17 protein-coding genes and 1 pseudogene are annotated in these 25,329 nt (G+C 72.5%); 10 read left to right on the top strand and 8 right to left on the bottom strand.

The window, feature by feature from the left end; all coding sequences use genetic code 11:
- Positions 1-187 precede the first annotated feature (187 nt).
- Complete coding sequence (locus BCD49_RS45365; protein ID WP_007515790.1) at positions 188-958, top strand: serine/threonine-protein kinase; 771 nt, start codon at positions 188-190, stop codon at positions 956-958.
- Positions 882-2,546: a fibronectin type III domain-containing protein gene (locus BCD49_RS44375; RefSeq protein ID WP_027141134.1), complete on the top strand. Its 1,665-nt coding sequence runs from the start codon at positions 882-884 to the stop codon at positions 2,544-2,546. Before BCD49_RS45365 ends, BCD49_RS44375 begins: the two co-directional genes overlap by 77 nt.
- A 52-nt stretch (positions 2,547-2,598) precedes the next feature.
- Here BCD49_RS44375 and BCD49_RS30250 read toward each other — a convergent pair whose 3' ends face one another.
- The gene (locus BCD49_RS30250; protein WP_007515787.1) at positions 2,599-4,650 is read right to left on the bottom strand and encodes a protein kinase domain-containing protein; all 2,052 of its coding nucleotides are present in this window, start codon (positions 4,648-4,650) and stop codon (positions 2,599-2,601) included.
- Between the two features lie 385 nt (positions 4,651-5,035).
- On the opposite strand from BCD49_RS30250, the gene BCD49_RS30245 reads away from it, so the two are divergent.
- Together BCD49_RS30245 and BCD49_RS43765 are read left to right on the top strand one after the other, a co-directional pair.
- Positions 5,036-7,825 (top strand): helix-turn-helix transcriptional regulator, encoded by a 2,790-nt coding sequence (locus BCD49_RS30245; protein WP_071042177.1) that lies wholly within the window; start codon positions 5,036-5,038, stop codon positions 7,823-7,825.
- A 162-nt stretch (positions 7,826-7,987) separates the two neighbouring features.
- The gene (locus tag BCD49_RS43765) at positions 7,988-8,152 is read left to right on the top strand and encodes a hypothetical protein (RefSeq protein ID WP_158072975.1); all 165 of its coding nucleotides are present in this window, start codon (positions 7,988-7,990) and stop codon (positions 8,150-8,152) included.
- 64 nt (positions 8,153-8,216) lie between these two features.
- On the opposite strand, the gene BCD49_RS30240 is transcribed toward BCD49_RS43765, so the two are convergent.
- Both BCD49_RS30240 and BCD49_RS30235 read right to left on the bottom strand, forming a co-directional pair.
- A complete protein-coding gene (locus tag BCD49_RS30240; protein ID WP_007515784.1) occupies positions 8,217-9,287 on the bottom strand; it encodes an ergosterol biosynthesis protein in 1,071 nt (356 codons plus the stop codon).
- Positions 9,284-10,078: an SDR family NAD(P)-dependent oxidoreductase gene (locus BCD49_RS30235; RefSeq protein ID WP_071042176.1), complete on the bottom strand. Its 795-nt coding sequence runs from the start codon at positions 10,076-10,078 to the stop codon at positions 9,284-9,286. The genes BCD49_RS30240 and BCD49_RS30235 overlap by 4 nt, the downstream gene beginning before the upstream one ends.
- A 220-nt stretch (positions 10,079-10,298) precedes the next feature.
- Here BCD49_RS30235 and BCD49_RS30230 point away from each other — a divergent pair, with 220 nt between their 5' ends.
- Complete coding sequence (locus BCD49_RS30230; protein WP_007515782.1) at positions 10,299-11,648, top strand: acetyl-CoA hydrolase/transferase family protein; 1,350 nt, start codon at positions 10,299-10,301, stop codon at positions 11,646-11,648.
- Between the two features lie 332 nt (positions 11,649-11,980).
- Complete coding sequence (locus BCD49_RS30225) at positions 11,981-13,957, top strand: pyruvate kinase (RefSeq protein WP_007515781.1); 1,977 nt, start codon at positions 11,981-11,983, stop codon at positions 13,955-13,957.
- A 75-nt stretch (positions 13,958-14,032) separates the two neighbouring features.
- On the opposite strand, the gene BCD49_RS30220 is transcribed toward BCD49_RS30225, so the two are convergent.
- Complete coding sequence (locus tag BCD49_RS30220; protein ID WP_007515780.1) at positions 14,033-15,604, bottom strand: class I adenylate-forming enzyme family protein; 1,572 nt, start codon at positions 15,602-15,604, stop codon at positions 14,033-14,035.
- 178 nt (positions 15,605-15,782) lie between these two features.
- Here BCD49_RS30220 and BCD49_RS30215 point away from each other — a divergent pair, with 178 nt between their 5' ends.
- Complete coding sequence (locus BCD49_RS30215; protein ID WP_007515779.1) at positions 15,783-16,694, top strand: DUF1353 domain-containing protein; 912 nt, start codon at positions 15,783-15,785, stop codon at positions 16,692-16,694.
- 25 nt (positions 16,695-16,719) lie between these two features.
- Here the strand turns inward: BCD49_RS30215 and BCD49_RS30210 are convergent, their stop codons facing one another.
- On the bottom strand, positions 16,720-17,490 hold the full coding sequence (locus tag BCD49_RS30210; RefSeq protein ID WP_007515778.1) for a hypothetical protein: 771 nt from the start codon (positions 17,488-17,490) through the stop codon (positions 16,720-16,722).
- Between the two features lie 238 nt (positions 17,491-17,728).
- Positions 17,729-19,339, bottom strand: coding sequence for a benzoylformate decarboxylase (gene mdlC / locus BCD49_RS30205; RefSeq protein WP_071042175.1), 1,611 nt, complete (start codon positions 19,337-19,339; stop codon positions 17,729-17,731).
- A 429-nt stretch (positions 19,340-19,768) separates the two neighbouring features.
- Between mdlC and BCD49_RS45360 the strand changes: the two genes are divergently transcribed.
- Positions 19,769-20,722, top strand: a complete 954-nt coding sequence (locus BCD49_RS45360; RefSeq protein WP_335341725.1) for an EAL domain-containing protein — start codon at positions 19,769-19,771, stop codon at positions 20,720-20,722.
- A gap of 48 nt (positions 20,723-20,770) precedes the next feature.
- Here BCD49_RS45360 and BCD49_RS45355 read toward each other — a convergent pair.
- Positions 20,771-21,880, bottom strand: a pseudogene (locus BCD49_RS45355) (MFS transporter); the annotation flags it as partial.
- A gap of 207 nt (positions 21,881-22,087) precedes the next feature.
- Between BCD49_RS45355 and BCD49_RS30190 the strand changes: the two are divergent.
- Complete coding sequence (locus tag BCD49_RS30190) at positions 22,088-22,849, top strand: DeoR/GlpR family DNA-binding transcription regulator (protein WP_007515772.1); 762 nt, start codon at positions 22,088-22,090, stop codon at positions 22,847-22,849.
- 137 nt (positions 22,850-22,986) lie between these two features.
- Here the strand turns inward: BCD49_RS30190 and BCD49_RS44370 are convergent, their stop codons facing one another.
- Positions 22,987-23,955 (bottom strand): hypothetical protein, encoded by a 969-nt coding sequence (locus BCD49_RS44370; protein ID WP_198939472.1) that lies wholly within the window; start codon positions 23,953-23,955, stop codon positions 22,987-22,989.
- Positions 23,956-24,651: 696 nt separating this feature from the next.
- On the opposite strand from BCD49_RS44370, the gene BCD49_RS30180 reads away from it, so the two are divergent.
- Complete coding sequence (locus tag BCD49_RS30180) at positions 24,652-25,161, top strand: GNAT family N-acetyltransferase (protein ID WP_007515770.1); 510 nt, start codon at positions 24,652-24,654, stop codon at positions 25,159-25,161.
- The last annotated feature ends 168 nt before the right edge of the window (positions 25,162-25,329 follow it).

Below are 25,329 nucleotides of genomic sequence, written 5' to 3'. Positions count from 1 at the left end.
TTCCATGCCGCATCCTGAGATCCGGACGCGTCGGGGCGCGGGCACCACCTGGCTGGAAACGGGGGCGACGGGGGTCGTGTTTTCCGGACGCCGCATTCTTCGTCCGCACACATAATTTGCCAGTGCCGGTGGGTAGCGCGCGGGAGGCGTCGCGTGGAACCGGCGTTCTGGTTACACGGGGGGCACGATGAACGAGGTCCAGCCCAAATCCGCGACGGGCACGGACGCCGCCGCGGACGCGGGATCCATCCAGGCGGGGGCCGCCGCCGAGCCGGGGTTTCCGCTGCGCGGCGGGGATCCGCGACTGATCGGCAGATACCGCGTTCTGCGGCTGCTCGGCGAGGGCGGGATGGGCTCGGTATTCCTGGCGGAGTCGCCCGAGGGACGCCGGGTCGCGGTGAAGGTAATCCGTTCCGACTACGCACGGGTGCCGGAGTTCCGAGCCCGGTTCGGCCGCGAGACGACGCACGTCCGGAGGGTGGCGAAGTTCTGCACCGCCGAGGTGGTCGACGCCGACCCGGACGCGGAGCTCCCCTATCTCGTCACCGAGTTCATCCCCGGGCCGACCCTGGGCGAGGCCGTCGCCGCGGGCGGCCCGCTGGCCGAGGGCGACCTGGAACGCCTTGGCGTCGGCATGGCCTCGGCCTTGACCGCGATTCACGCCGTCGGTATCGCGCACCGCGACCTCAAGCCGTCGAACGTGCTGCTCGGGGCGTCGGGGCCGCGCGTCATCGACTTCGGCATCGCCTCGGCGCTGGGCGCGACGACGATGGTCAGCCAGGACGTCACCCGGATCGGCACACCCGCCTACATGGCCCCCGAGCAGATTCGCGGCGGCAACGTGGGAGCGGCCGCCGACATCTTCGCGTTGGGCCGGCGTCATGCTCTATGCCGCCACCGGACGGCCCCCGTTCGGCGAGGCCGAGCCGCTCGCGTTGCTCTACCGGGTCATCCATGACGAACCGGACCTGACCGGTGTGCCCGATGGGATCGTCGAGCTGGTGCGGGAGGCGTTCCACAAGAACCCCGACGAGCGCCCCACCGCGACCGGCCTGCTGCTGCGCCTGCTCGGCGACGCGGAACCCATGGCCGACCAGTACCCGGCCATCGTTCGCGCCCTCGGCGGCTGGCGCGCCGGCGCGGCGGGCGTCGACGCGGCGGGCGTCGACGCCAGCTCACCCGCGGCGGCGCCTGGGGGCATCCGGCTGACGAAGTCCGCGACTGGGCCGCGGACCGCGCGGCAGGTGGTTCCGGCCGGCACAGGCACGGGTACGGACGTGTCGGATCACCCGACGTTGTTCGCCGGGTCCACGTCATCCGGCGCTTCTGGCAGGTCCGGCGCCGTGGCGTCAGGCGACGATCCGGCCGGCGAACTGTCGGGGCTGGAACCGGTCGTCGCGCCGCCCGGCGGCGGAAGGTCACCGTCCCTCCCGGGACGGCGTGGGTCGCGGATCCTGCCAGGCCTGGGAGCCGCCAGGAGGGCGGACCGGTCGAAGCGCCTCGCGCCGGCGATCGTCGCGCTCGTCGCGATGGTGGCGCTGGCCGGCGTCACCGTCCCGCTTGCCCTGCGTGCCTCCGATCGTGGCACCTACCTGACGTCCGACGGGCAGGGCCTCACCGGCGGCGCGACCGTGGAAGCGCCGCCGGGCAAGGGCCGGAACGTCAGGGACGACGGAGAGACGACCGGAGGCGGCGACGTTCCGTCGCCGGGCGGTGCGAACGCGATCGGCGCCGCGGGGCGGGGCCCGGTGCGCTCGGGCCAGAGCCGCCCGGCCGGCGGAACCACCTCGGGCCAAGGCGGTGCCTCGCCCTCAAACGGCGGCGCGGGCCAGTCCGCCGGTCCGGGCCAGTCAGCCGATTCGGGCCAGTCGAACGGCTCAGGCCAGGCGGGCGGCGTCCAGCCGGGCGGCGGCGGGAACACGGGCGGCGGACACGAAGGCGACTCGCCGGCCCTGCACGTACCCGGCACGCCGGGAATGCGGGTCGTATCGGTGTCAGGCGGAGTACAGGTGACGATCACGGCGCCCTCCGACGGGGGCACGCCGTCGACCTACGTCGTCACCGCCGACCCGGGCGGCACCAAGTCGCTGTCGTCCCCCGGCACCGTCACCATCCAGGTCGACGGCTGCGCCCGGACGACCGTCAGAGCCAGTGCCAGCAACGCCGCCGGCACTTCCCCAGCCGCGACGTCCACCGCTCTTGGCTGCGTGCAGCCCTCCGTGCCTCGCGATGTCACCGTGACGAAGGTGTCGCCATCGGGGAGCGATCCTACGGGGGACAACTTGGTGACCTGGGCGTCTCCGGCGGAGACCGGGGGCGCGGGTGTGGTGGTCGACTACATCGTCCGGGTCTACATGTCAGCGAACAACACCATCTCCGTGAACACTTACACGGTGACGGGCTCCAACTATCGGCGGACCAACTCAGCCGGCCGCGACCCATATTTCAAGATCACAGTCGCGGCGCGCAATCCCGCCGGCCAGAGCGCCGAGGTGATCGGTTACGGCGGCAGTGTCCCCACGGACACCAACACCGTGACGCCCTGACCTCGGACCAACCGAAGCCTCGGATGACGGCGGCTCGTCGCCCGCGGTGTGATCAGGTCCCGTCCTGGACCGTGGTCGCGCAGACCGGGGCGTCGGCGGGGCTGTAGGTGGAGACGCCGGCCTTGTTGAAGGCCCGGACCCGGAAGCAATACCGGGCGCCCCGGTCGAGGTCGGCCAGGACGAAGGCGGTCCTGTCCGCCGCGACGTCGTGCGTCGTGGTGCCGTCGTCGACCGTGAACCCGGTCTCGTCGTCGGAGTCGTCCTGCCAGCTGACGATGATGGCGATCGTGCTCAACGCGACGGCCGTGACGTTGCTGGGCGGGGACGGCGCGGCGGGCGTCGTCGCGCAGACGGACCGTTCGGGCGGGCTGTACGCGGACGCGCCGGTCGAGTCACGGGCACGCACCCGGACGCAAAGCGTGTCGCCGGCCGCCAGCCCGGACCAGACATAGACCACGGAACCGGTCCCGGTGTGCGCCGGGACGTTCTTCTGCCGGCCGGAGCCGCCGTCGATGGTGAACCCGGACTCGGTGCCCGAGCGGTCCGTCCAGGTGATCTTGATGCTGTTCTCGTCCTGGGCCGTCGCCGCGACGTCGGTCGGCGCGACGACCGGGCGCGGCTGGCTCGCCGTCGGGCCGGGCGACGATCTCGTGACGGTAGGCGTCGGCGTCGGCGTGGCGGTCGGCGACGGCGACGGCGGGGTTCCAGTGGGTGTCGGCGAGAACGTCGGGCTGGTGGCGCCCGTTGGACTCACGGTCGAGGTCGAGTCGGACGGGGGCTTCTCGGTGTACCCCAAGAGGCGCGGTACCAGCATGGCGCCGCCGATCGCGACGGCCAGCAGCGCCGCGACCAGCATCAGGGACAGCGGCCGGCGAGGCCGGAGCGGTCGGTACGGCCGGTACGGTCCCGGCACCGACCCGCTGGCGGGCGGCGGGCGGCCGTCGCCACGCCCCGGACCCGCCGGGGCGCCGCTGGTGTCACCCCACGAGATCCGCTCGCGCGGTGCGGGCACGGCGCCAACAAGGCGCGCAGGCCGGAACCGGTCGGCGGCCATCGCCGCGGACGCCGCGCCGGCTCGTTCCGTCCCTCGTTCCATCAGGCCGGCGCCGCCTGGTTCCGTCGTGCCGGCGCCGCCTGCTTCGGTCACGCGGGGAACGGCGGCACCCAGCGAGCTGGCGACCCGCGAGGCGGCATTCCGCCCGGCGGCCGCGGAGGTCGTGTCACGCAGGGCCACGCGGGCGGCGACGCGGACGGGGTCGTCCAGGCGGACGACGATCCCGGACCTGGCGAGCCAGTGCTGCCCGTAGGCCCGGGTGGCGGCGACGACGAGGTCCGCCGCGAAGGCCTGCGCGGACGGCTGGCGCTCCGCCGGGGTCTTCGCCAGCGCCCGCATGATCACAGCAGCGACCGGCCCGGGCACACCGGCCGGCGCCGCCGGTGTGCCTCTCAGATGGTCTCTGAGCAGGTCCGAGCCGTCGGAGTCGAACGGCGGGTACCCGGCGAGCAGCTCGTACAGCGTGACGGCCAGCGCGTACAGGTCGGTCGCGGGCAGCTGGCGCCCACCGGTGATCTGCTCGGGTGCCATGTAACCGGGCGTGCCGACGAAGGTGCCCCTGCTCACGCCCGTCGTCGTGAGCAGCTTCGCGATGCCGAAGTCGGCGACCTTCACCCGGTTGTTCGGGTCGGTGAGGAGGTTGGACGCCTTGATGTCCCGGTGCAGTATTCCGCGGCTGTGGGCATAGGACAGCGCTTGGGCGACGGATACCCCGACGGCGCAGGCAGCCGGTCCCGACAGGTCCGAACGTCGACGCGACAGCGGCCCACCGGCCATCATTTCCATGACGAGGGCGTACATGTCGTCCTGCTCGACGTAGTCGAAGATCTGGACGATGTGCGGGTGGTCGAGGCTGGCCAGTGTCCGCGCCTCCGTGTCGAACGAGGTCCGCGCCCCGTCGGAGGACAGGCGCAGCACCTTGATCGCTACCTCCCGGTCCAGGCGGCGGTGCCGGCCCGCCATCACCAGTCCGAAGGCGCCGGAGCCCAGTTCGCGGCCCAGGTCGTAGCCCGACAGCATCGCCGCGAGCAGCGTCCGGTCGATGGTCACGTCGCTCCGCCGATCGACACCCGGCCCAGCCCCGGCCGGCGGGCGCGGCAGCGCCCCGGCCGGCGCGCCCGACGAGGCCCCGGCCGGGCCGTCTCGACCGTCGACGCGGCACGCCCCGTCATACGCCCCCCAGATCTGGCGAGGTTCGGCGACCTCTGGTGAGAAGGGAAGGACCGCATGCTCGGACGAGCCCGGCCCGGCAGGTCAAGATGGTAAGAACAAGTGAGCACGCTGAAGACGATGTCGACCACGGGTTTTCACGGACCGGTATTTCCACGGGGACGCGGCCTGCCTGGGTAATGCACACCTGGGGATTTCCTCGCCCCCGGTCGTGGCCACCGTCGGCCGGTGGTTCGCGTGGCGTGAGAAGGCGGGCGGCGCTCGGGTGGACGATTTCGTGGGGCGTGCGGCGGAACTGGCTGTTCTCGCGGACGAGCTGGAGCGGGCGCGATCCGGCAGGCTGCGGGTGGTCATGGTGGAGGGTGAGCCCGGCGCCGGCAAGACCACGCTGGTCCGCCGCTTCCTCGACGGGCTGGGCGACGGCTGGGACACCGGCCCGCGGGTGCTGTACGCCAGCGGCGACGAGGCCGAGCGGTCGGTGCCGCTGGGAGTGGTGGCGCAGCTCGCCGCGGGTCTCGCGGACGAGGCACCGCCGCCGCTGGACCAGGTGGCCCGCGCGGGCACCGACACGGCCGACCCCATGCGGGTCGGCGGCGCGCTGGTGTCGCTGGTCGGCCGGTGGGGCGCGGCCGGACGGCTCACCGTCGTCGTGGTCGACGACGTCCCGTGGGCGGACATCCCGTCGCAGCAGGTGCTGGCCTTCGCGCTGCGGCGGCTGCGCGCGGACCCGGTGCTGTGCCTGTGCACGGTCGCGACAGGCGCGGCGGCGGTGCCGTCGGACAGCCTGCGCAGGCTGTCGGCCGAGGCCGGCCGGCGGCTGCGCCTGGCGGGACTGCCGGTCGAGGCGATCCGCGCGCTGGCCCCGGCGGTAGGGGTAGGCCCGATCTCCGCCAGGCTCGCCAAGCGGGTGCACGACCTCACCGGAGGCAACCCGCTACATGCCAGGGCGTTGATCGAGGAGCTGCCGGCGGAGGTCCTCGCCAGCGACGGCGAACGGTTACCCGCGCCGCGCTCCTTCGGCCTGGTGGTGCTGGGACGGCTGGCCGGCTGCCCGCCACAGACGCAGCGGCTGGTCGTCGCCGCGGCGGTGCTGGGCCGCTCCTGCCCGCTCGCCGACGCCGCCCGGTTGGGCGATGTCGACGACCCGTTGACGGCTCTGGAGCCGGCGGTCGTGGCCGGCCTGCTCACCGAGGTTCCCGACGGCGCGGGCATGCGGGTCGCGTTCGGGCACCCGCTGGTCCGCGCGGCGATCTACCACGACCTCGGGCCGGCGCGGCGCGGCGCGCTGCACCGCCAGGCCGCGCTGGCCGTCGAGGACCCGATGGCCCGGCTGCGCCACCGGATCGAGGCGACCCCACTGGCCGACGAGGATCTGGCGGCCGACGCCGCCGCCGAGGCCGCCGCCCAGGCACGGGCGGGCAGGTGGGCCGCGGCCGCCGACCTGTGGCTCGCCGCCACCCGGTTGACCGCCGACGCGACCGGCCGGGACGAGTACCTGACGAACGCGGTCATGGTCGGCCTCTATGGCGGGCAGATCGAGGCGGTGACCCGCGCGGCCGCCGCCGCGGGCCCGCTCGCGGATCCGGCCCGGCGGCACTTCGTGTCCGGAGCGCTCGCGCTGGTCCACGGCGACTCCCCCAGCGGCACGGCCGCGTTGCGGCGGGCCTGGGCCGAGCTCGAGCAGACGCCGCGGGTGCCGCTCGCCCGGCTCGTCGCCGAGTCCCTGGTGATCGCCCTGTTCCGGCATGGCAGCTACGACGCGGCCGCCACCTGGGCGGAGCGGGCCGCCAACGCGGACGAGGGCGCGGCGCTATACCCTCCGTATGTACTCGGCTACCTGATGGTTGCCGGCAACCTGCACTGCGGCCGGGTGGAGCCCGCCCGCGTCCTGGTCGACGCCGCCGCGGCACGGCTCGGTCCGGACCAGGCGGACGGCGCGGCCGCCGGCGCGGTCAACCTGACGCGCGGCATCCTCCTGCTCACCCTGGATCGACCGATCGACGCGCTGGCGGAGCTGCGGCTGGCCGCGGCCAGGCTGCGTCGCGACCAACCGACCCTCGGCATCGGGCTGTCCGCGCTGTTCGACCTGGCGGTCGCGGAGTACCACCTGGGCCACTGGGACGACGCGGTCGCGCACGGCGCGCTCGGCGCGTCCATCGCCCTCGACAGCGAGCAGGGCTGGCTCGCCGGCCCGCTGCTCTGTTGGACCGTCATACCGCTCGCGGGGCGCGGGGCCGCCGAGGCCGCCACCTACCTGGGACAGGCGGAGACCGTCTTCGCCGCCAGCGTCGACCCGGCGCCGGAGCTGCTGGTGATGGCGCGAGCCTGGGTCGCGCATGCCGCCGACGACCATGCCGCGACGGCGGCCGCCCTCGCCTGGTTCGCCGGCCTGACCGCCGGCAGCCAGGATCCGATCGAACCGACCGCCCTGCCGTGGCGGCCCCTGTACGCCGGGGCGCTCGCCCGCCTCGGCCACCCCGACGAGGCTCACCAGGTTCTCGTCCCGTGGGAGGAGGCCGCCACCGCTCGTGGGCACCTGCGCGCCCAGCTCGCCGGCCTGCGGGCCCGCGCCGCCATCCTGCGGGCGCACGGCGACCGCCCGGGAGCCGTCCGCGCCTACCAGCGGGCCGCAAAGCTCGCCGCCGGCCTACCGGCGCCCTTCGAATGCGCCCTGCTGCAGTACGACTACGGGACGTGCCTACTCGCCGAGGGCCAGACAGCCGAGGCCGTCACCGCACTGCGCGCCGCCCGCGAGCTGTTCGCCGGCCTCGGCGCCGCTCCCTACCTCGGGCGCTGCGAGGCGCTTCTGGCGGGCCGCGACGTGCCCGGCGCCGACAGGCCGGCCCGGCCCGCCGCCGTGACCGGCGGCCTCACGGCCCAGGAGCTCAACGTCGCCCGGCTGGCCGCCGACGGCCTGTCGAACAACGAGATCGCCGACCAGATGGTGCTGTCCGTGCGCACCATCGAGTTCCACCTCGGCAACGTCTACGCGAAGCTCGGTCTGCGCCGCACGCAACTTGCCGTCGCGCTCCAGCAGCGACCGCCGGTCGGATGAGCCTCACGCGGATGAGCCCCACGCGTACGCCCACGGCCAGCCCCGTGGAAAACCCCGTGTAATCCCCGGTGCCAGCGGCGGCCTCTGGAAGCTACCGTCAGGCCCTTCGGTCGACCTCGCGGCACAGGTCGAACTCCGCGCCCCGCGGAAGGAACCMTCACGATGCGGGTCATCGTCACGCTGCACCGCGCCACCGACGGCCGCCCCCACRGCGACGTCCGGCTCGACGGCGACCAGGACGTCCACCCGTTCTCCGGGTGGATCGAGCTCCTTCAGCTCCTCGAGCAGGMAGCCGTGCCGCCGCCGGCCGTCGGCACCACCGGCTGACKGGATGGGACGGCGCTGGGTCCGACGCACGAGATCGAGAGGTGCGGTTGGCCGGCGATGACGCTCAGTAGATGCCGGGGATGATCCGCCAGCGCACGCGAGAGCGGTACTCGTCCCAGAGCGCGCCGTACTTGGCGGCGCAGCGGCGGTCGTCGTCGATCTGGCGCGGCACGAGCAGGCCGACGTAGTAGAGGGGGTACAGCCAGGGAACGGGATCACCGGGCGCGCCGAGCGCGAGTGTGATGCCGGTGGCCATGAGGATCTCGCCGAGATAGTTGATATGGCGGGCGGCGCCCCAGAAACCGCCGCAGAGCAGCGTGCGTTCGCCGTCACTGACCGCGCGCGGCTCAAGCAGGCCGAAGGCGCGGGCGGTGGGATCGCGCTTGAAGAGGAACTTCTGCATGTTCGCCCCGCGCGCGAGCGTCCAGCCGGCGGCGAAGACGACGCCGGCGAGGACCAGCAGCCAGGCCGGCGCGTGCGGGTCGGGCTCGTCGGCCCGCGCCCAGAGGCCCACGCAGTAGAAGTACGGGTAGAAGACCAGGCAGCCCCAGCCGAGCTTGAAACCCACGCGCTCGGCGAAGAGGTCGTATGTATAGAGGTGGACGTTCTCGAAGGTGAGGTAGTCCACGACGAAGTAGGTCAGCAGCCCGGCCGAGAGCGCGATGGCGGCGCTGAGGTGGCCGGTGGCGAGACGCTGGTGGGCGGCGAACGACAGAACGTTGAGCTCGAGCAGTACCGCGCCCACCAGGTAGAGCCACATCTTCGCGTCGACCCTGCCGCCGCGCCAGCGCGGGTTCTCGCGGCGCCCGAGGTAGAAATCGGCGACGGGCGGCTTCCCGGTCGCCGCGGCGGGCAGGACGAGGGCGGCGGTGAACAGCAGGCCGAAGACGCAGGCGCCTGCGAGCTCGGCCCAGCGGTGGCGCCAGAGCTCGTCGGCCGGCACCGCGCTCACGGCGACGAGCAGCACGGCGATCCCGACCGCGGCCACGAGGACCACGAGGCCGTTGAGTCGGTAGCGCAGCGGTTGGCCGCGATCGTCGCGCACGTAGCCGTCGATCCAGCGGGCGGGGAGGACGACGTGCAGGGCGAGGATGGCGCCGAAGAGGATCCACGGCAGAAAGAACCCAAGGATCACGATGCGTCGAAGCCCTTCGTCGCGCGGCCCATGATGGCGGTGGCGGTGGCGCGCGGCAGCACACGGCGCATGACGAGCGCGGCGAGCTTGTTTGTGCGGCCCGGGGTCACGAGCGCCATCCGGCCCAGGCCCGCGAGGGCGGCCTCGACGACCTGATCGGGGTCGAGGGTTCCCGGCGCGTCGCGCCCCACGGTCGCGGCGTAGCCGGGCGTGCGCACGGCGCCGGCCACACAGGCGAGGACATCGACGCCGACGGGGCGCAGCTCGGCATGCAGGCTCTCGGCCAGGGACGTGGTGAAGGCCTTGCTGGCGGCGTAGGCGGCAAGGCCCGGGCCGCCCTGGTTGCCGGCCAGCGAGGACATCAGGATGACCGTGCCGCGGCGGCGCTCGACCATCGCGGGGACGAGCTGGTGGATGAGGGCCAGCGGGCCGCGAACGTTGACATCGACGAGGCGCTGGGCGTCCTGCGGCGGATGGTCCAGCAGGAGGCCCGTGAAGGAGAAGGCCGCGTTGTAGACGGCGGTGCCGATCTCGAGCCCGCTGCCGGCCGCGGCGAGGCGGTCCGCGAAGCCCGGCTCGGCGAGGTCGGCGGCCAGCGTGCGCACCTCGACCTCGTGCTTGGCGGYCAGGCGCTGTGCCGTCTCTTCGAGCGGCTTGGGGCGGCGTCCGATGGCCAGGACGTGCAGGCCGCGCCGGGCGAGGGCCTCGACCCAGGCAGCCCCGAGGCCCTCGGAGGCCCCAGCGACGACAGCCCACGGCCCATGCGGCATATGAGTGCGAAACGCGGCCATATGAACCAACTTTATCCAGGGCATCCCGCCTTGCGCCGCCGGCTGATGGGCCGGCCCACGTCCCGTGGCGCTATTTGAGGGTGCCGTCGGTGACCTTGGCGCGCAGGTCTGAGCGCGCCGCGGCCGTCAGACGCGGATGGGAGTCCGGGCCGAGCGTGGAGGTAACGGCGTATTCCGGGCCGGCGTGCCACGACTGCCCGCTCCGGGGAGGATCTGGGGCATGCGCATCGTAGGCGTGGCGGAGTTCGGGGGCCTGGTAGCCCGGTACCTGGGGAAACGGTCCGAGGGGGCGGCGGGCACGGCGCCGCTGGTGGTGGCGTCGGGGAACTTCGCGACGCCGGTGGTCGCGCTGCGGGCGGTGAACGACGCGGTCGAGGCGTACCGGCTGTTCGCGATCAACGCGCAACGCGACCTGCCGGTGCGAGCGGGCATCACCTGCGTCACGCCGTTCGTCGGCCCGGGGATGCGCGGCCAGCCGTCGCTGGAGTACGTGCCCTGCCGGCTCAGCCTCGTCCCCCGGCTGCTGGCGACCACGCACCGCCCGGACGTCGTCGTGCTGCATACCAGTGCCCCGATCGACGGCAAGGTGTCGCTGGGAACGGAGGTCAACGTCCTGCCGGCAGCGGTCGAGGCGGCGCGCGCCTCGGGCGGGCTGGTCGTCGCGCAGGTCAACCCGCGGATGCCTTACACCTACGGCGACGGCGAACTGAGCGTGGAGGCGGTGGACCTCGCCGTCGAGGCGGACGTCCCGCTCGCGAGCCCGGCGGCGGTGTCGTCCAGCGCGGCGTCCGACGCTGACGGCGTGCGGGCGGCGATCGGTGAGCGGGTGGCGGCGCTGGTACCCGACGGCGCGACCCTGCAGCTCGGCATCGGCGCCGTGCCCGACGCGACGCTCGCCGCGCTGACCGGCAGCCAGGGCCTGCGGATCTGGACCGAGACGTTCTCCGACGGGGTGCTCGCCCTCGACCGGGCCGGCGCGCTGGACGCCGGGGCCGAACTCGTCACCAGCTTCGTGTTCGGCTCCGCCGAGCTCTACGCCTGGCTCGACCGGAACGCCCGGGTCCGGCTGCTGCGCACCGAGACGGTCAACGACCCGGCCGTGATCGCCCGCCAGCCCGCCATGACCTCGATCAACACCGCGCTGCAGGTCGACCTGCACGCGCAGGCGAACGCCTCCTATGTGCGCGGGCGGATCTACTCCGGCTTCGGCGGCCAGCCGGACTTCGTCACCGGGGCGCTGCACGCCAGGGGTGGCCACGCGATCATCGCGCTGCCCAGCTGGCACGCCAAGACCGCCACGTCGACCGTCGTCGCGGACCTGTCCGAGCCGGCCACCAGCTTCCAGCACAGCTACGTCGTCAGCGAGCACGGCGCCGCGAGCCTGTGGGGCCGGACCCACCGGCAGCAGGCTGACGGCATCATCCGCCACGTCGCCCACCCGGCCGCCCGGGAGGCGCTGACGGAACGGGCCGCGACCTGGGACGCCGCGGGAACCGCACCCGGCGGCCCGCCGCCGGGCAGCGTCCCCACCGCCCGCGTCCCCGGCTCCCGGTTGGCGGACCCGGCCTGACACCTGGAGTGGGCTTCCGGAGGCGCGCTTCGCCACTTTCGCCCGTCCCGCGGCTCGGCACGGTTCCACCGTGCGCCAGCGTCAGGTGAACCCGAGGGGCCGGTGACCTGCCGGCCGGCCCCTCGGCACGGGCGGTTGGTACGGGTCCATGGGAGTAACACGCCTTTCATCCCCCGGTCGCCGACGGGGGACGCTGGAGGTGACGAGGCGGCAAGCGTCCGCTCCTGAGGACGAGAGGGGGCAGAGATGCCGTGGACCCACGAATGGGCGATGTGGCTGCTGTACGTGGTGGTCGTCCTTTACCTGCTGAGGCCGCCGTCCCTGCGCAAGAAGTGAGCGACCTGGCGGGCCTGACCGCGCTGGTCTCGTCGCTGCGGACCGACCTGGTCACGAGCTCCCGGCGGTACGCCGACGAGATCGCGCAGGTACACCCCGCGCACCGGCGGGACGCCGAGAACCTGCTGCACTACCTGGAGCTGCGCGGCCACGACATGCGTGAGCCGCAGGAGCGGCTGACCGACCTGGGGCTGTCGTCGCTGGGCGGGTCGGAGGGGAACGTCCTGGCGACGGTCGAGGCGGTGCTGACGGCGCTGCGCGCCCTGGCCGGCGAGGCGCCAGGGCCCGCCGTGCCCGATGGTTCCCCCGCCAACCCGGCCACCGGCGACCCGGCCACCGGCGGGGTCCCGACGTTCGCCGAAAGCCGCGAGATGCTCATCGCGAGCACCGAGGCGCTGCTGGGCCCGACGCCGGCGGGCCGGTCGACCCGGATCATGGTCACCCTGCCGGGGTCGGCGGCCGACGACTTTCCGCTGGTGCGCGCGCTCGTCGAGCGGGGCATGGACTGCGCGCGGATCAACTGCGCGCACGACGAGCCGCGTGACTGGGCGAAGATGATCGCCAACGTGCGGAAGGCGGCGGCCGAGATCGGGCGGCCGTGCCTCGTGGCGATGGACCTCGCCGGGCCCAAGCTGCGTACGGGGCCGCTCACGGCGGGACCCCGGGTCGTGCGCCTGCGTCCCGCGCGCAACGCCTACGGCCGCGTCACGGCGCCCGCGGAATGCTGGCTGGTCGACGCGGCCCCGCCGACGGCGGGCGCGGGCGCGGGCGCGGGCGCGCCGGATGATCCCGCCCTGGATGTCTCGTCGTCACCGTCGCCGGCCGACGCGCCGTCCCGCGACGAGGTCCCCGCGGGCGCGGTCACGGTGCCGGTGCCGGGTGCCTTCCTGGCGAGGCTGCGCCCGGGCCACCAGATCCGGCTGCGCGACACCCGTGGGGCCCATCGTTCGCTGCGGGTCACCGAGGTGACGGCCACCGCCGCCCGGGTCGAGACCGACCAGACGACCTATCTCGGCGTCGGCACTCCGCTGCGGGTCGACCTCGTACCCGGGGCCGCGATCGCGGCGCTGTCCGGCCGGCCGACGCTGTCCGCGGGCATCGGTGAGCTGCCGGCGCTCGAGCAGGCACTGCGGCTGGGCGTGGGCGACGAGCTGGTCCTGACTCGTGACCTGTCGCCGGCACAACCGCCCGCGCCCGGTGACGTGGCGCGCATCGGCTGCACGCTGCCGGACGTGTTCACCCAGATCCGCGCTGGTCACCGTGTGTGGTTCGACGATGGGAAGATCGGCACGGTCGTCACCGACGTCGGGCCCCACGACCTGCGACTGCGGGTCACCGACGCCCCGCCCGCGGGCGCGCGGCTGCGCGCGGGCAAGGGCATCAACCTGCCCGACACCGAGCTGCCGATCTCGGCGCTGACCTCGAAGGACGAGGCGGACCTGGCGTTCGTCGCCGTGCACGCCGACATCGTGTCGATGTCGTTCGTGCGCGACCCGGACGACGTCGCGCGGCTGCGGGCCGTGTTGGCCGCGGCCGGGCGGGCTGACATCGGCATCATTCTGAAGATCGAGACGCTGCGCGCCTTCGCGAACCTGCCGCAGCTGCTGCTCGCCGTGCTGCGCGAGCGCCGCGTCGGCGTCATGATCGCCCGCGGTGACCTGGCGGTGGAGTGCGGCTACGAGCGGCTGGCCGAGCTTCAGGAGGAGATCCTCTGGCTGTGCGAGGCGGCCCACGTGCCGGTCGTCTGGGCGACGCAGGTCCTCGACCAGCTGGCCCGCACCGGGCGCCCGACGAGAGCCGAGATCACTGATGCGGCGATGTCCGGGCGCGCCGAGTGCGTGATGCTCAACAAGGGCCCGCACATCACCGATGCCGTCACGGTCCTCGACGACGTCCTGACCCGCATGAGCGACCACCAGCACAAGAAGTCCCCGCTCCTGCGCGAGCTCCGCTCCTGGCACACCGGCCCCTGATCGCCAGCGGCGCCGGCCCCCGCGGACTGCCGCGCGCTCGTCGGCGGTCGCCCGAGAGCGCGGCGGCCGGCGGCGCTACTTCAGGGTGCCGTCGCTGACCTTGGCGCGCAGGCCAAGGCGGTTGAGCTTGCCGGACGGCAGCGTGGGGATGTCGGCGCTGGTCGCGACGATCCAGCGGGTGGGGACCTTGTAGCTGGAGAGCTGCTCACGGGCGCGGGCCGCGAGCGACCCGACGTCGAGGTCGCCGGACACCGGGACGACGACGGCGCACACCTCCTCGCCACGGGCCGGGTGATCGACGCCGAGGACGACGCACTGCGCGACGTCACCGAAGGTCTCGATCACCGCCTGGACCTCGAGCGGCGAGACGTTGGCGCCGGCGGCCTTGATGAGCTCGCTGGTGCGGCCGACGTAGAACAGGCGCGGGTCGCCGTCCTTGCGGTAGACCTTGTCGCCGGTGTGGTACCAGCCGTCCGCGTCGAACACGTCGGCGCGTTCCCGCTTGTTGTAGCCGGTCATCACGCCGGTGCCGCGAATGAGCAGCTCGCCGATGGTGCCGGTCGGCGTCGGGCTCCCATCGTCGTCGACGATCGCGGTGTCGGTGAAGGCGAAGCTGCCGGCGGTCTCGGTGAGGCTGCGGTGGGTCGGGAAACCGTCCGGCACGTCGTTCATCGCGAGATCCAGCGGGCCGCTGGTCAGCAGGGGGGCGCTGCTGAGGTCCCGCTCCGGGAACGTCGGATGCTCGCGCAGCTGCTGGGTGAACGCCGGCCAGCCGACGATTCCGTTCGCCCGCTCGCGCTCGGCCAGGTCGAGCGCCGCCCCGGCCTCCAGCCGTGGGAGCACCAGCAGGGTGGCCGGCTCGTGCAGCGCGCCGGTCGCGGCGAGCAGGCCACCGATCCAGAAGAACGGCATCGCGCAGAGCACTTTCGGCGCGCCCGCGACACCAGTCAGGTGGTGAATCGCGGCCGGCCACGTCGAGGTCTGGCGGACGACCGTGCCGTGGGTGTGCAGCACGCCCTTCGGGTCCGCGGTCGAGCCGGAGGTGTGAATCATGATGGCCAGGTCGGCGGGGGTGACCTCGTCCTCGACGGCCGCGAGGATCTCGGGGCTGGCCAGCGCCGGGCCCTCCTCGCCCCAGGAGCCCGCTTCCCAGGCGTCCGCCCACGGCCGGTCGGACGCGGCGGTGAGCACGATGCGGCGCAGGTATGGCGCCGTGGGCAGCTGGAGGCGCGCGGACTCCTGGCCGGACAGGCCGGGAAGCGCCGCCTCGAACCGTTCGGCCACGTCGATGGTGAGCACCTGGGTGGGCGCGACCAGCAGCCCGACGTCGGCGAGGCGCAGCACCTTGCCGATCTCGGCCGGGGTGTACAGCGTGCTGAGCGGCACGGCGACCGCGCCGACCCGGGAGACGGCGAGCCACCAGGTGACCCACTCGGTGTCGTTCGTGAAGAACAGCCCGACCCGGGAGCCCTTGCCGATCCCCGCGCCGAGCAGCCAGCGCGCGGCGGACGCGGAACGCCGGTCGGCCTCGACGTAGGTGAGCCGGTCGGTCGGCGTGATGACGTACGGCGTGTCGCCGAACTCGCGCACCGCGCGCCCGAGCAGCTCGGGAATGGTCGGCCGCCCGAGCGGCTCCGATGGCACCATGCGACCACTCTCCCCGGGAGCGAATCACAGCAGCGAATCACAGCGGACGCCTCCGGTGCACGGTCTCTGGGCCACCCGGAGACCGTGCACCGAGGTCGGACCGCGCGCCGCGACGGAGCGTGACATGATCGCCGAGAGGTCTGGAAGACGGCGTCTGGTTCGTCAGGGGGAATGTCGGGTGGCCGGGCGGGTGGGGTTCTTCGACGCGGAGACCGGCGGCGAGCTGGTGCTGGTGCTGCGGCGTTACGGGAACGAGTTCCAGATCATCCGCCAGTTCGGCTACTGGGACCCGAAGTACGACGAGCCGTTCGTCGTACCGGCCGACCCGGAGACGTTCCTGACCGACCTGGCCTCGATTCCCTCGGTGTTCGCCTGGCTCGTGCCCGGGCTGGGTTCCCACCTGCCCGCGGTCCTGTTGCACGACGGCCTGGTGATCGCCGACGGCGAGCCCTCCATCCCCACCCACCTCGGCCCCCCGGTCACCCGGGAGGAGGCCGACCGGATCCTCCGGGATGCCATGAGGGAGCTCGGCACGCCGGTCATCCGGCGCTGGCTGATCTGGACCGGGGCGGAGCTCGGGACGCTGTGGGTCGCCCGGCGGCACCGCTGGTGGTGGCGGATCCTGGCCACGCTCACGGTCACCGCCGTCGTCGCGCTCGGCAGCCTGGCGACTCTGGACCTGTTCGACGTGTGGAATGTGCTGCCCTGGATGGGCGACCGTCCGTGGTGGGTGGAGCTGCTGTCCGGCGCGGCGGCCGCGGTCGGGCTGCCGGCGGCGCTGTCGGTCCTCTGGGGGCATTACTGGCGGGTCGCCGCGATCACCGGCATCGCGATGGCGCTGCTGCTGCACGTGACCCTGGCGGTGATCGTCGTCTCGGGCGTCTACTGGGTCCTGGAGAGGCTCGTCTCCTGGCCCGAGGGCCTCAGCCCCAACGTCGCGAAGAACCTCGCCAACGTGCCCCCTGGAACGCGCGACGCCGGCGAGCCGCCGGGCGCGCCCGACTCGGCGCCCGACTCCACGCCCGACTCGGCGCCCGCCATCCCGGTCGAGCCGGGACGGCGGGCGGAGCCCACGGAGCCGTCGTTCTGAGCGCTGGTGTGCTGAGCGCCGGCGGCTACTGGTCGGTGAGTTTGTCGGCGATCTGGTCGATCAGGCCCTGCTCGGTGGTGGGCGGCGGCACGTCCTGGACGTTGGTGACCTGCAGCTCGACGGCCACCTGGCCGACGTAGAAGTAGACCGTGTCGACGACGTAGCCGTAGGTGCCGTTCTCGTCGGTGACGCCCATCGAGGTCCGGACGAACGCCGTGGCGCCACGCGGCGGGGCCGGCGTCTCGACAGAGACGATCTCGTAGGTGAACCCGCTCGAGTCCGCGCCCGCGAGCGCCTTCTCGAGGCCACCGCGGTAGCAGTCGCCGAAGCGCGGGCTGGTCACGATCTCCGCGTTCTGCCGAATCTGCTCCGCGGGCAGGATCTTCGCCCGGCTGGAGGCCTGGAACTCTGATTCCTCGGTGTTGACGAAGGTGTCGCCGTTGGTCTCGTCGGACGGGGCCGGCGGGTTGAAGTCGTTCACGCCCACGCACCTGGCGATCTCGGCCCGCGTCGCGCTGTTGCCCGGGTCCTCGTCCTCGACGCCACCCGAGCTTTCGAAGCCCTCGGTCTCCGCCCCCGCGGTGAGCACGTAGTCGCCCGCGCGCAGCTGGCGGGCCGGCGCGGCGGTGGTCGGCGCCGGCGCGCTCACCGGCGCGCTCACCGCCGGCGACGTCGCGGCCGGGGCAGCCGTCAGCCCACCGTCCTGACACGCCGTCGCGACGACCGCCAGGGCCGCCGCGGCCAGACCGCCACACACCGCCCGGCGCATGCGCCGGGCGTCTCCGATGCCGTGCACCGCTACCTCCGAAAGTCGGTCCAGCCGTCCGCGGCTGGCGATAACCCCCGTTATCTACGGTCGACAATGCACGAGCAAACGGCACCTTGGCCAATATCATGAATGTCATCCGCCGGACAGAAGAAAGCATGCGGAACAATTTCTACGGAATTTGTCCTGGCAGCCTGTCGCCGGCTTTCGGGGTGCCCCCCTTGACACCGCGGCGAAAACCGGCGGGTCGGTGACGCGCGGCGCGGTCTCAGAGCACGGCGTGCTGCGGCCGGGTCTCCACCACGATCACGGTGGGGGTGCTGGTCTCCAGCGCCACGGTGAGCTCCTTCTCCAGCTCCCCGGTGGTCTCGACGTCGACTCCTCGGCAGCCGAAACCCCGCGCCAGCGAGGCGATGTCCAGCCCCGGCAGGTCGAGGCCCGGCACGCCTGGCGTGTCCTCCAGCTCGGCGAAGGACTTGAGCACCGAGTACTCCCGGTTGCGCAGGACGACGTAGGCGATGGGCAGCGCGTGCTGCGCGGCGGTCCAGACGGCCTGCACGGAGTACTGGAACGAGCCGTCCCCGATCATGCCGATCACCGGCCGGCGCACGCCGCGAACGCGGTCACCGAGCGCCACGCCGACCGCCGCCGGCACCGCCCACCCGATACCACCACTGGCCGTCGCGAAGAACGAGTCGGGCTCGACGGTCGGCAGCCATTCGACCTGCTGGGCCATCGTCGACGTCGACTCGTAGACGAGGACGGCGCCCGCCGGGCGGATCTCGCTGACGGCCGCGTGCACCTCCGCGGCCGTCAGCGGCCTGCTCGGCGTCGCGGGCAGCGTCCTGGGACGGGGCATCGGCTCGGGGGGCGTGCGCCGGACGCCCTCGTCCACCAGCTCGGTGAGGAGCTCGAGGGTGGTCCGAGGGTCGCCGAGGATGCTGTCGCCGGCGCGGGCCGAGGCCGCCACCGCCGGGTCGGCGGTGACCTGGAGCAGCGAGGTGCCGGCGGGCAGGATGTCGCCGGCCACGTAGGGGTAGTAGCGGAAGACCTCGGCGCCGACGACGACCACGAGGTCGTGCCCGGCCAGCCGGGCACTGACCGCCTTCAGGGACATGCCCAGCGGCCCCTGGTACAGCGGATGGTCCTCCGGGAACGAGACGCGGTCCGGCAGCGGCGCGCCGTACACCGGCGCCCGGAGCTTCTCGGCGAGCGCGACGGCGGCGTGCCAGCCGCCCGCGCGGTCGACGTCGGGACCGAACACCAGCGCGGGACGCCGGCTCGCGCGCACGCGCTGGGCGAAGTCGCGCAGCCGCTCGGCGTCCGGCGCGACGGCGGTGCTCACGCCGCGCACGACGGCCGGGCCAGCCAGGGGGACGTTCCAGTCGTCGAGCGGTATGGACAGGTGTACGGGGCCGGCCGGGGGCTGGCACGCCATCGCGTAGGCACGCATGAACGCCTCGGGGACGTCCTCGGCGCGGGCGGGTTCGTAGGACCATTTCACCCACGGCTTCGGCATGGTCGTCGCGTCGCGGTTCCCGAGGTAGGGCTCGCCGATCACCAGCTCACGGTGCTGCTGGCCCGAGGTGACGACCAGCGGGGTGTGGCCGTGGTAGGCCGTGACCAGGTTGCCGAGGRCGTTTCCGAGACCCGCCGAGGAATGCAGGTTCACCAACGCCGGCCGCCGGGTGGTCTGCGCGAAGGCGTCGGCCATGGCGATGACGGACGCCTCCTGAAGACCGAGGACATAGGTGAAATCGGCGGGWAAGTCCTGAAGGAACGGCTCCTCCGTCGACCCTGGATTGCCGAAGACGGTCGTCATCCCCAGCGATCTCRGCAGGTCGTACGTCACGGAGCGAACAGTTGACCCGCGGCTCATCGGAAATCAGCCCGCCTCGGTTCGATGGGACGGCTGGGGCCTGCCAGCCGGCGCACCGGATGCTRCCACGCGGCTCTCCCCACCGCCACGCCGACGAGGAGGTATGGGCCGCTGTCCATTGGACCCGGATGGTTGGCCGACCATCCCTCGGGCAGACCCGGCTGGAGACCTGATGAGGACGTGATGGTGACGACGACGTTCGGCCCGCGCGCAAAGGTGATCGCACCGGACAGGAAGGTGACCGACCTGCTCGACGTGCTACGCCTGCATATGGACATGGATGTCGCCGTTCTGGGCATGTGGGACGGCGATCTGCTGGTCGTCCAGGTCATCGCCGGCGACGGAAGAAGGTTTCACCTGGCGCCCGGCACCACCATCCGACACTGCAGAGATCTTTGCCACGAGGTCGAAAAGGGTTTATTCCCCTCGATGTCCTGCAATGTTCCTCTGGATCCCGGGACGGGGAAGGCAAATATCCTGGCCTCTCTTGAGGTCGGGGCCTACGCGATGGCCGGGCTGACGGACCCTGCCGACGAGTCATACGGGTTGTTGCTCTGCCTGGCCCGGGGGGCTCGACCGGCGCTACAGGAACGCCACAACCAGTTCCTGCGCCTGACGGCCGCGTTTCTCGGTGACTCCCTGCTCGATCTGCGACATATGTGGGAGGCGCGCAGCCAGGTGTGGTCGGCGATCAGCGATCTCATCGACGCCGGCGGCCCAAGAATCGTGTACCAGCCGATCGTCCGGCTCGACACGGGCGCCATCACCGCGGTCGAGGCGCTCGCGCGTTTCCCCAACAGATGCGGCGGGCGGGTGCACAACACCGAGGACTGGTTTCTCGACGCCGACCAGGTCGGACTGTGCGTCGAGCTGGAGATGATCGCCATTGAGCGTGCCCTCGACGCGCTGCCGCACCTCACCCGTGGCACGAGGCTCGCCGTCAACGCCTCACCCAGCACGATCGCGACGGCGATCGTCGAGTTCGTCCATGATCTGCCCGTTCGCAACCGCCTGATCATCGAGATCACCGAACACGAGAACTGCATCGCCAAGCCGKCGGCCATGCGGGCCATCCACCATCTCCGCGACCTGGGTATCCAGATCGCGATCGACGACACCGGCACGGGATACTCCGGCCTGGAGCAGCTCGTCAAGCTGCGGCCGGACATCATCAAACTCGACCACATCCTCACTCGCGGCATCAACCGCGACCCCGCTCGCCGCGCTCTCGCGACCGGTCTGGTCCAGCTGGCCCGGGAGATCGACGGAACTGTCGTCGCCGAGGGCATCGAGACCTCCGCCGAATGCGACGCCGTGATCGATGCCGGCGTCTTCTACGGTCAGGGCTACCTGCTCGGGAAACCGGCGCCGGCCCTGCCGTGAACGCCTCCCGGCGGTCGGGGTCGCGGTGGCGCGGCGTAGCCAGACGCTCAGCGCGCCGCAGACCAGCGCGAACCCGAGAAGCAGCACGGGTACGAGCCGGACGCCGGCCTTGTCGATCATCGCGCCGAGTAGCGGGGGAAACGCCACGCCGCCGATCATGGAGGCGGCGATGACAAAGGCGCTCGCCGAGGCGACGGTCGGGGCCGCCCGGGTGAGCCAGGGCAGGGCGGTGGGGAAGATCGGTGCGATGAAGAGGCCGACTCCCACATACGCGTAAGGAGCGAGCGCGGGTACGGGCGCCGCGACCAGGCAGGCCGCCATGCCAAGGCAGCTCGCGGTCACGAGCAGGGGCGCCGGGAATCGCAGGCTGAGGGGTATGGCCAGGAAACGGCCCACGGTCATCGCGAACCAGTACGCCGAGGTGGCCAGCGCGGCGGCGGAGGCACCATAGCCGACCGCCTGCAGCTGAGTGGGTTCCCAGCCGCCCACTCCCGTCTCGATCGCCACATGCAGCACGTAGATGACGACGAACGCGGCGACGACGGGCACCAGCCTGGCCGGCACGGCGGCGGGTGCGGACGCGACGGATCCGGACGCGACGGATCCGGGCGCGGTGGATCCGGGCGTGCCGATGGGCGCGGCGGTGGGCGCGGCACGGTCGCGGGATCGCACACCACCCAGGCTGGGCAGGAGGAACAGGCTGAGCACAGCCAGGGCGGCGAAGAGCCACGGATAGTGCCGGGCACCGAGCCAGGCGACCAGCGCCGGTCCCGCGATGGCGCCAATGCCGAAATGGGCGTTGAGCAGGTTGAGCATCGCCGGGCTTCGTCGTCCGAAGCCGGTAGCGAACAGCTGGTTGAGCCCGTAGTCGATCCCACCGAAGCCGAGACCGATGACGGTCGCGGCCGCCAGCGCGATCGGCCAGGTCGGCGCGGCGGCGAATGCCAGCGACCCGGCGGCCATGAGGCTGTAGGAGAGGCCAAGCAGACCCCGGTTGCCGATCCGACCCCGTAGGCGGAAGAACAGCAGGACGCCGACCAGAGCACCGACGAAGTGGGCAGACAGGCCGAGACCGGCCGCGCCCGGCGCCACGCCGTACTTCGCACGGATCTCGGGGATCGCGGGGCCGTACAGGGCCTGGAGCGCCCCGATCACCATGAAGCCGACGCAGGAGGCGACCACGGCCACGGCGCTGACCGGACCGGACGTCGACAGGCGAGATCGCACGGGCATAGTGACCATACGAACATTTAGAATGTTTATATGTCAACGGATCGCTCACCAAGAAGACATGATCGACCATGGTTGGGCCCGGCGGGCCCCACGAGCCACCCGGAGCCAGCCCTGTCCGGGCAGAATCGACCCGTGAACGCTGCCGAGCGGCACCGGCTGGTCCTGACGGTGCTGGGCGAGCGCAACCGCGCCTCGGTCGCCGAGCTGGCCAAGGTCACCGGGGCATCCGAGATGACCGTGCGGCGCGACCTGGAGCAGCTGGAATCCCAGGGCGCGCTGCGCCGGGTGCACGGCGGCGCGGTCAGCGCGCCGCTCAGCGGAGTCGAACCGCCCTACGCCGTGCGCGCCCTCGCGGACACCGAGACCAAGGCCAGGCTCGGCGCGGCCGTCGTGGAGCTGCTCAGGGATGGCGAGACGGTAGCGCTGGACACCGGGACGACCGCCGTCGCCGTCGCCGCGGCCATGGCCGGCCGCCAGCTGACCGTCACGCCGCTCTCGCTGCACGCCGCCGGGCGCCTCGCCGCGCAGGACGGCATCCAGCTGCTCATGCCCGGCGGCCAGGTCCGCAGGGGCGAGCTGTCCTTCCACGGCGAGCTGGCCGTGCGCACGTTCGAGGAACTGCGCTACGACACGTTCATCCTGTCCTGCTGCGGGGTCGACGCCACCACCGGCGCCACCGCCCACGACCTCGACGACGTCCAGGTGAAGCGGGCCGCCGTCCGCGCCGCCCGGCGCACGATCCTCGTCGCCACCGCGGACAAGCTCGGTCACGTCACCTTCGGCCGCGTCTGCCCACCGGACCAGATCAGCCTGCTGATCACCGACGCCCCCAGGACCGCCGCCCCCGTCCGAGAGCTCCTGGCCGCCGGCGTCGAGGTCACCACCATTCCCTGACCAGCCGGAACCACGGAACCAGCACGGACCCGGCTACTGCGAACCGTGGCCGAGGACAATGTTCCGGAAGTCTCCACCGCGTGACCGGAACACCGAACGCCCAAGAGATCCAAGGGGACGATCGTCCGTCGACCACCTCAGGGGACGTGGCCTGATGGCGACCGCGGCGGGTCGGGGGGCTGTCCGCGGGKGCGCCAGAACTGCCAGCCGAAGGGCGCCTTCGGCCAGGAGGGATCGGGGCGCCAGCCTGGATAGGGAATCCAGCCGTCTGGTGGCCGCGGCCAGCGCGGCGGTGGTTGGAACACAGGCCGTCGGACGGGGTGGTAGCCACGATTCGCCGAGGCCGCGACCAGCAGTATGAAGATCAGCAGGTCCAGGATCAGGGCGGTCACGCCCAGGCCCGGCGTCGCCGCGACCCACTCCCGCAGGGTTTCGGCGTGCGGTCCCGAGAGGTCGGCGCGGTCCGACGGCAGTGGGTAGGTGAAGTAGGCGATCAGCAGGCCGATGTACGCGACCACGATCGCTACCAGGGGCACGACCGGTTGGCGGCGCCAGAACGCCGCGCCAAGCACCGTGAGTACCAGTGCGGTGCTCGCCGCTCCCGGCGCGAGCCACGGCGGTGGCGGCGAGCCGACCGAGGGGTCCCGGTAGGTGGCGGAGGCGTGGTCGCCGGTGGCCGCGTTGTCTGGATGCATCGTGAGCTGTCCGGTGGGGATCGGGCCGACGGCTGTGACGTCCGACCACGACCAGGTGGGGGCGGGGACGAAGTGGTCCCCGTCGTCGTCCGGCTGCCGTGACCACCGCGCCGTCGCCGGCCAGGGGCTGGAGATCTCCAGGTCCACCCAGTGGTAGCCGAGCCCGTGCAGGCCTGTCACCACCTTCGTGGGATCGAAGGCGAAGGCCGGTTCCGGCGTCAGCGGGTAGACGTCATCCAGTCGTGTTTCGGCGGCCCACCACCCGCCGTTTCGGAGCAGCGGGCCGCCATCGGGATCGACGACTCTGGGGAGCGTCTCTCGCGGTTCGGTCAGGATCAGCCGGGCAACCGACTGGGCGACCGTCCTGGTCTGGCGCCAGTCGGCCTCGTCGTCGAGCCAGACCTCGAGCACGGCGCCGCCACGTGAGTCGAGGTGGAGGCTGACTGACGCGTGCCCGGATGCCGCCGGCCCCCCGCCTCCCGGATCGCCCATCGTCATCAGGCCCGTGATCATGATGCCGATGAGGCCGATCGTCGGAGGCAGCGCCGTCGGCAGGCTGCGGTCGGGCGGCCACAGAGACCGAAGTCTTTGGATGCTTGGGCCGGTCCACCCACTGAGCAGACGAACCATCGGGCAATTATGGAGCGAAGGGAGCGCCGCCATGGGCGACATCGATGTGCGAACTCTGCTCGGCGGTGTCGACCTCCGAGAACCGCCGCGATGGTGAGCGGCTCGCACCGATGTTCACGGCTCATGAGGCAGTAGCGTTGGTGCCGCCGTCGTCCAGTGAGCGCCGACCGCCTCAGCGAACGCGCTCCAGCAGCCGGATGCGCATGACCAAGGTCACTATTCGCTCTGCACTTCGCCATTCCGCTGCGGGGCATGCACGACGAAATAGTCCTCACGCTCGCCGGGCGATGGTGCCGATATGGCCGGAGGCGCTGGTCCGCGGCGTCAGATGTCGTCGACGACTGGGCAGTCGGCTGAGGCGCAGGTGGGCTGCCCGGGTGCGGGCGACTGTCAGCGGGGCTCTGGCGGCCGATCATCGGGCTGGCTGCTGCGCGCCCTGTCGCCCGCCGCGGTCACGAGCGCGGGAAGAATCGCGTCATGACCGTGCTGCGGACCGCGCGTCTCGTGTTGAGGCCTGTCGAGTCTGGTGATCTGGCCGCGGTGCTCGCCTACCGGAACGATCCCGACGTGGCGCGCTATCAGGGGTGGCCGTTGCCCTACACCAGCGAACATTTCGCCACCCTGCTGAGCGCGGACGGCGGGCCAGACAGTGGAGGCTGGGTCAACCAGGGCATCTGCGACCCGAGCGGCCTCGTCGGCGGGATCGCTCTGCGCCTGGACGGCGACGAGGCGGAGCTGGGCATCTCCCTGGCGACAGCAGTCCAGGGCAGGGGCTACGCCACCGAGGCGCTCGCGCGGCTCACCGAGCACGCCTTCACCGACCTCGGCCTGCGGCGCCTGCGCGCCAACGTGGATCCGCGCAACGAGGCGGTCATCCGTCTCCTGCTGCGCGCCAACTGGCATCACGAACGCACGTCATGTGCGACGTACTGGCATCGCGACCACTGGGCCGACGAGGCCTGGTACACCCTCGACCGCCCGCATTGACGCGCGCCGCGGAACGCGAAGATCTCAGCGCCGCCGCGAGGGCGATCGCCGATGGCGTCTATCAGGGGGTCGCAATCAGAGCCTGATCACACCGCCGCGAGCCGAAACAGCGATCTATCTCGTGGCCTGGCTTGGCATCTCGTGGCCTGGCTTGGCCGTCAACCAGTC

The organism is Pseudofrankia sp. EUN1h (genome assembly GCF_001854645.1).
GTDB classification, from domain to species: domain Bacteria; phylum Actinomycetota; class Actinomycetes; order Frankiales; family Frankiaceae; genus Pseudofrankia; species Pseudofrankia saprophytica.
This window is presented reverse-complemented; position numbering and strand designations above follow the sequence as displayed.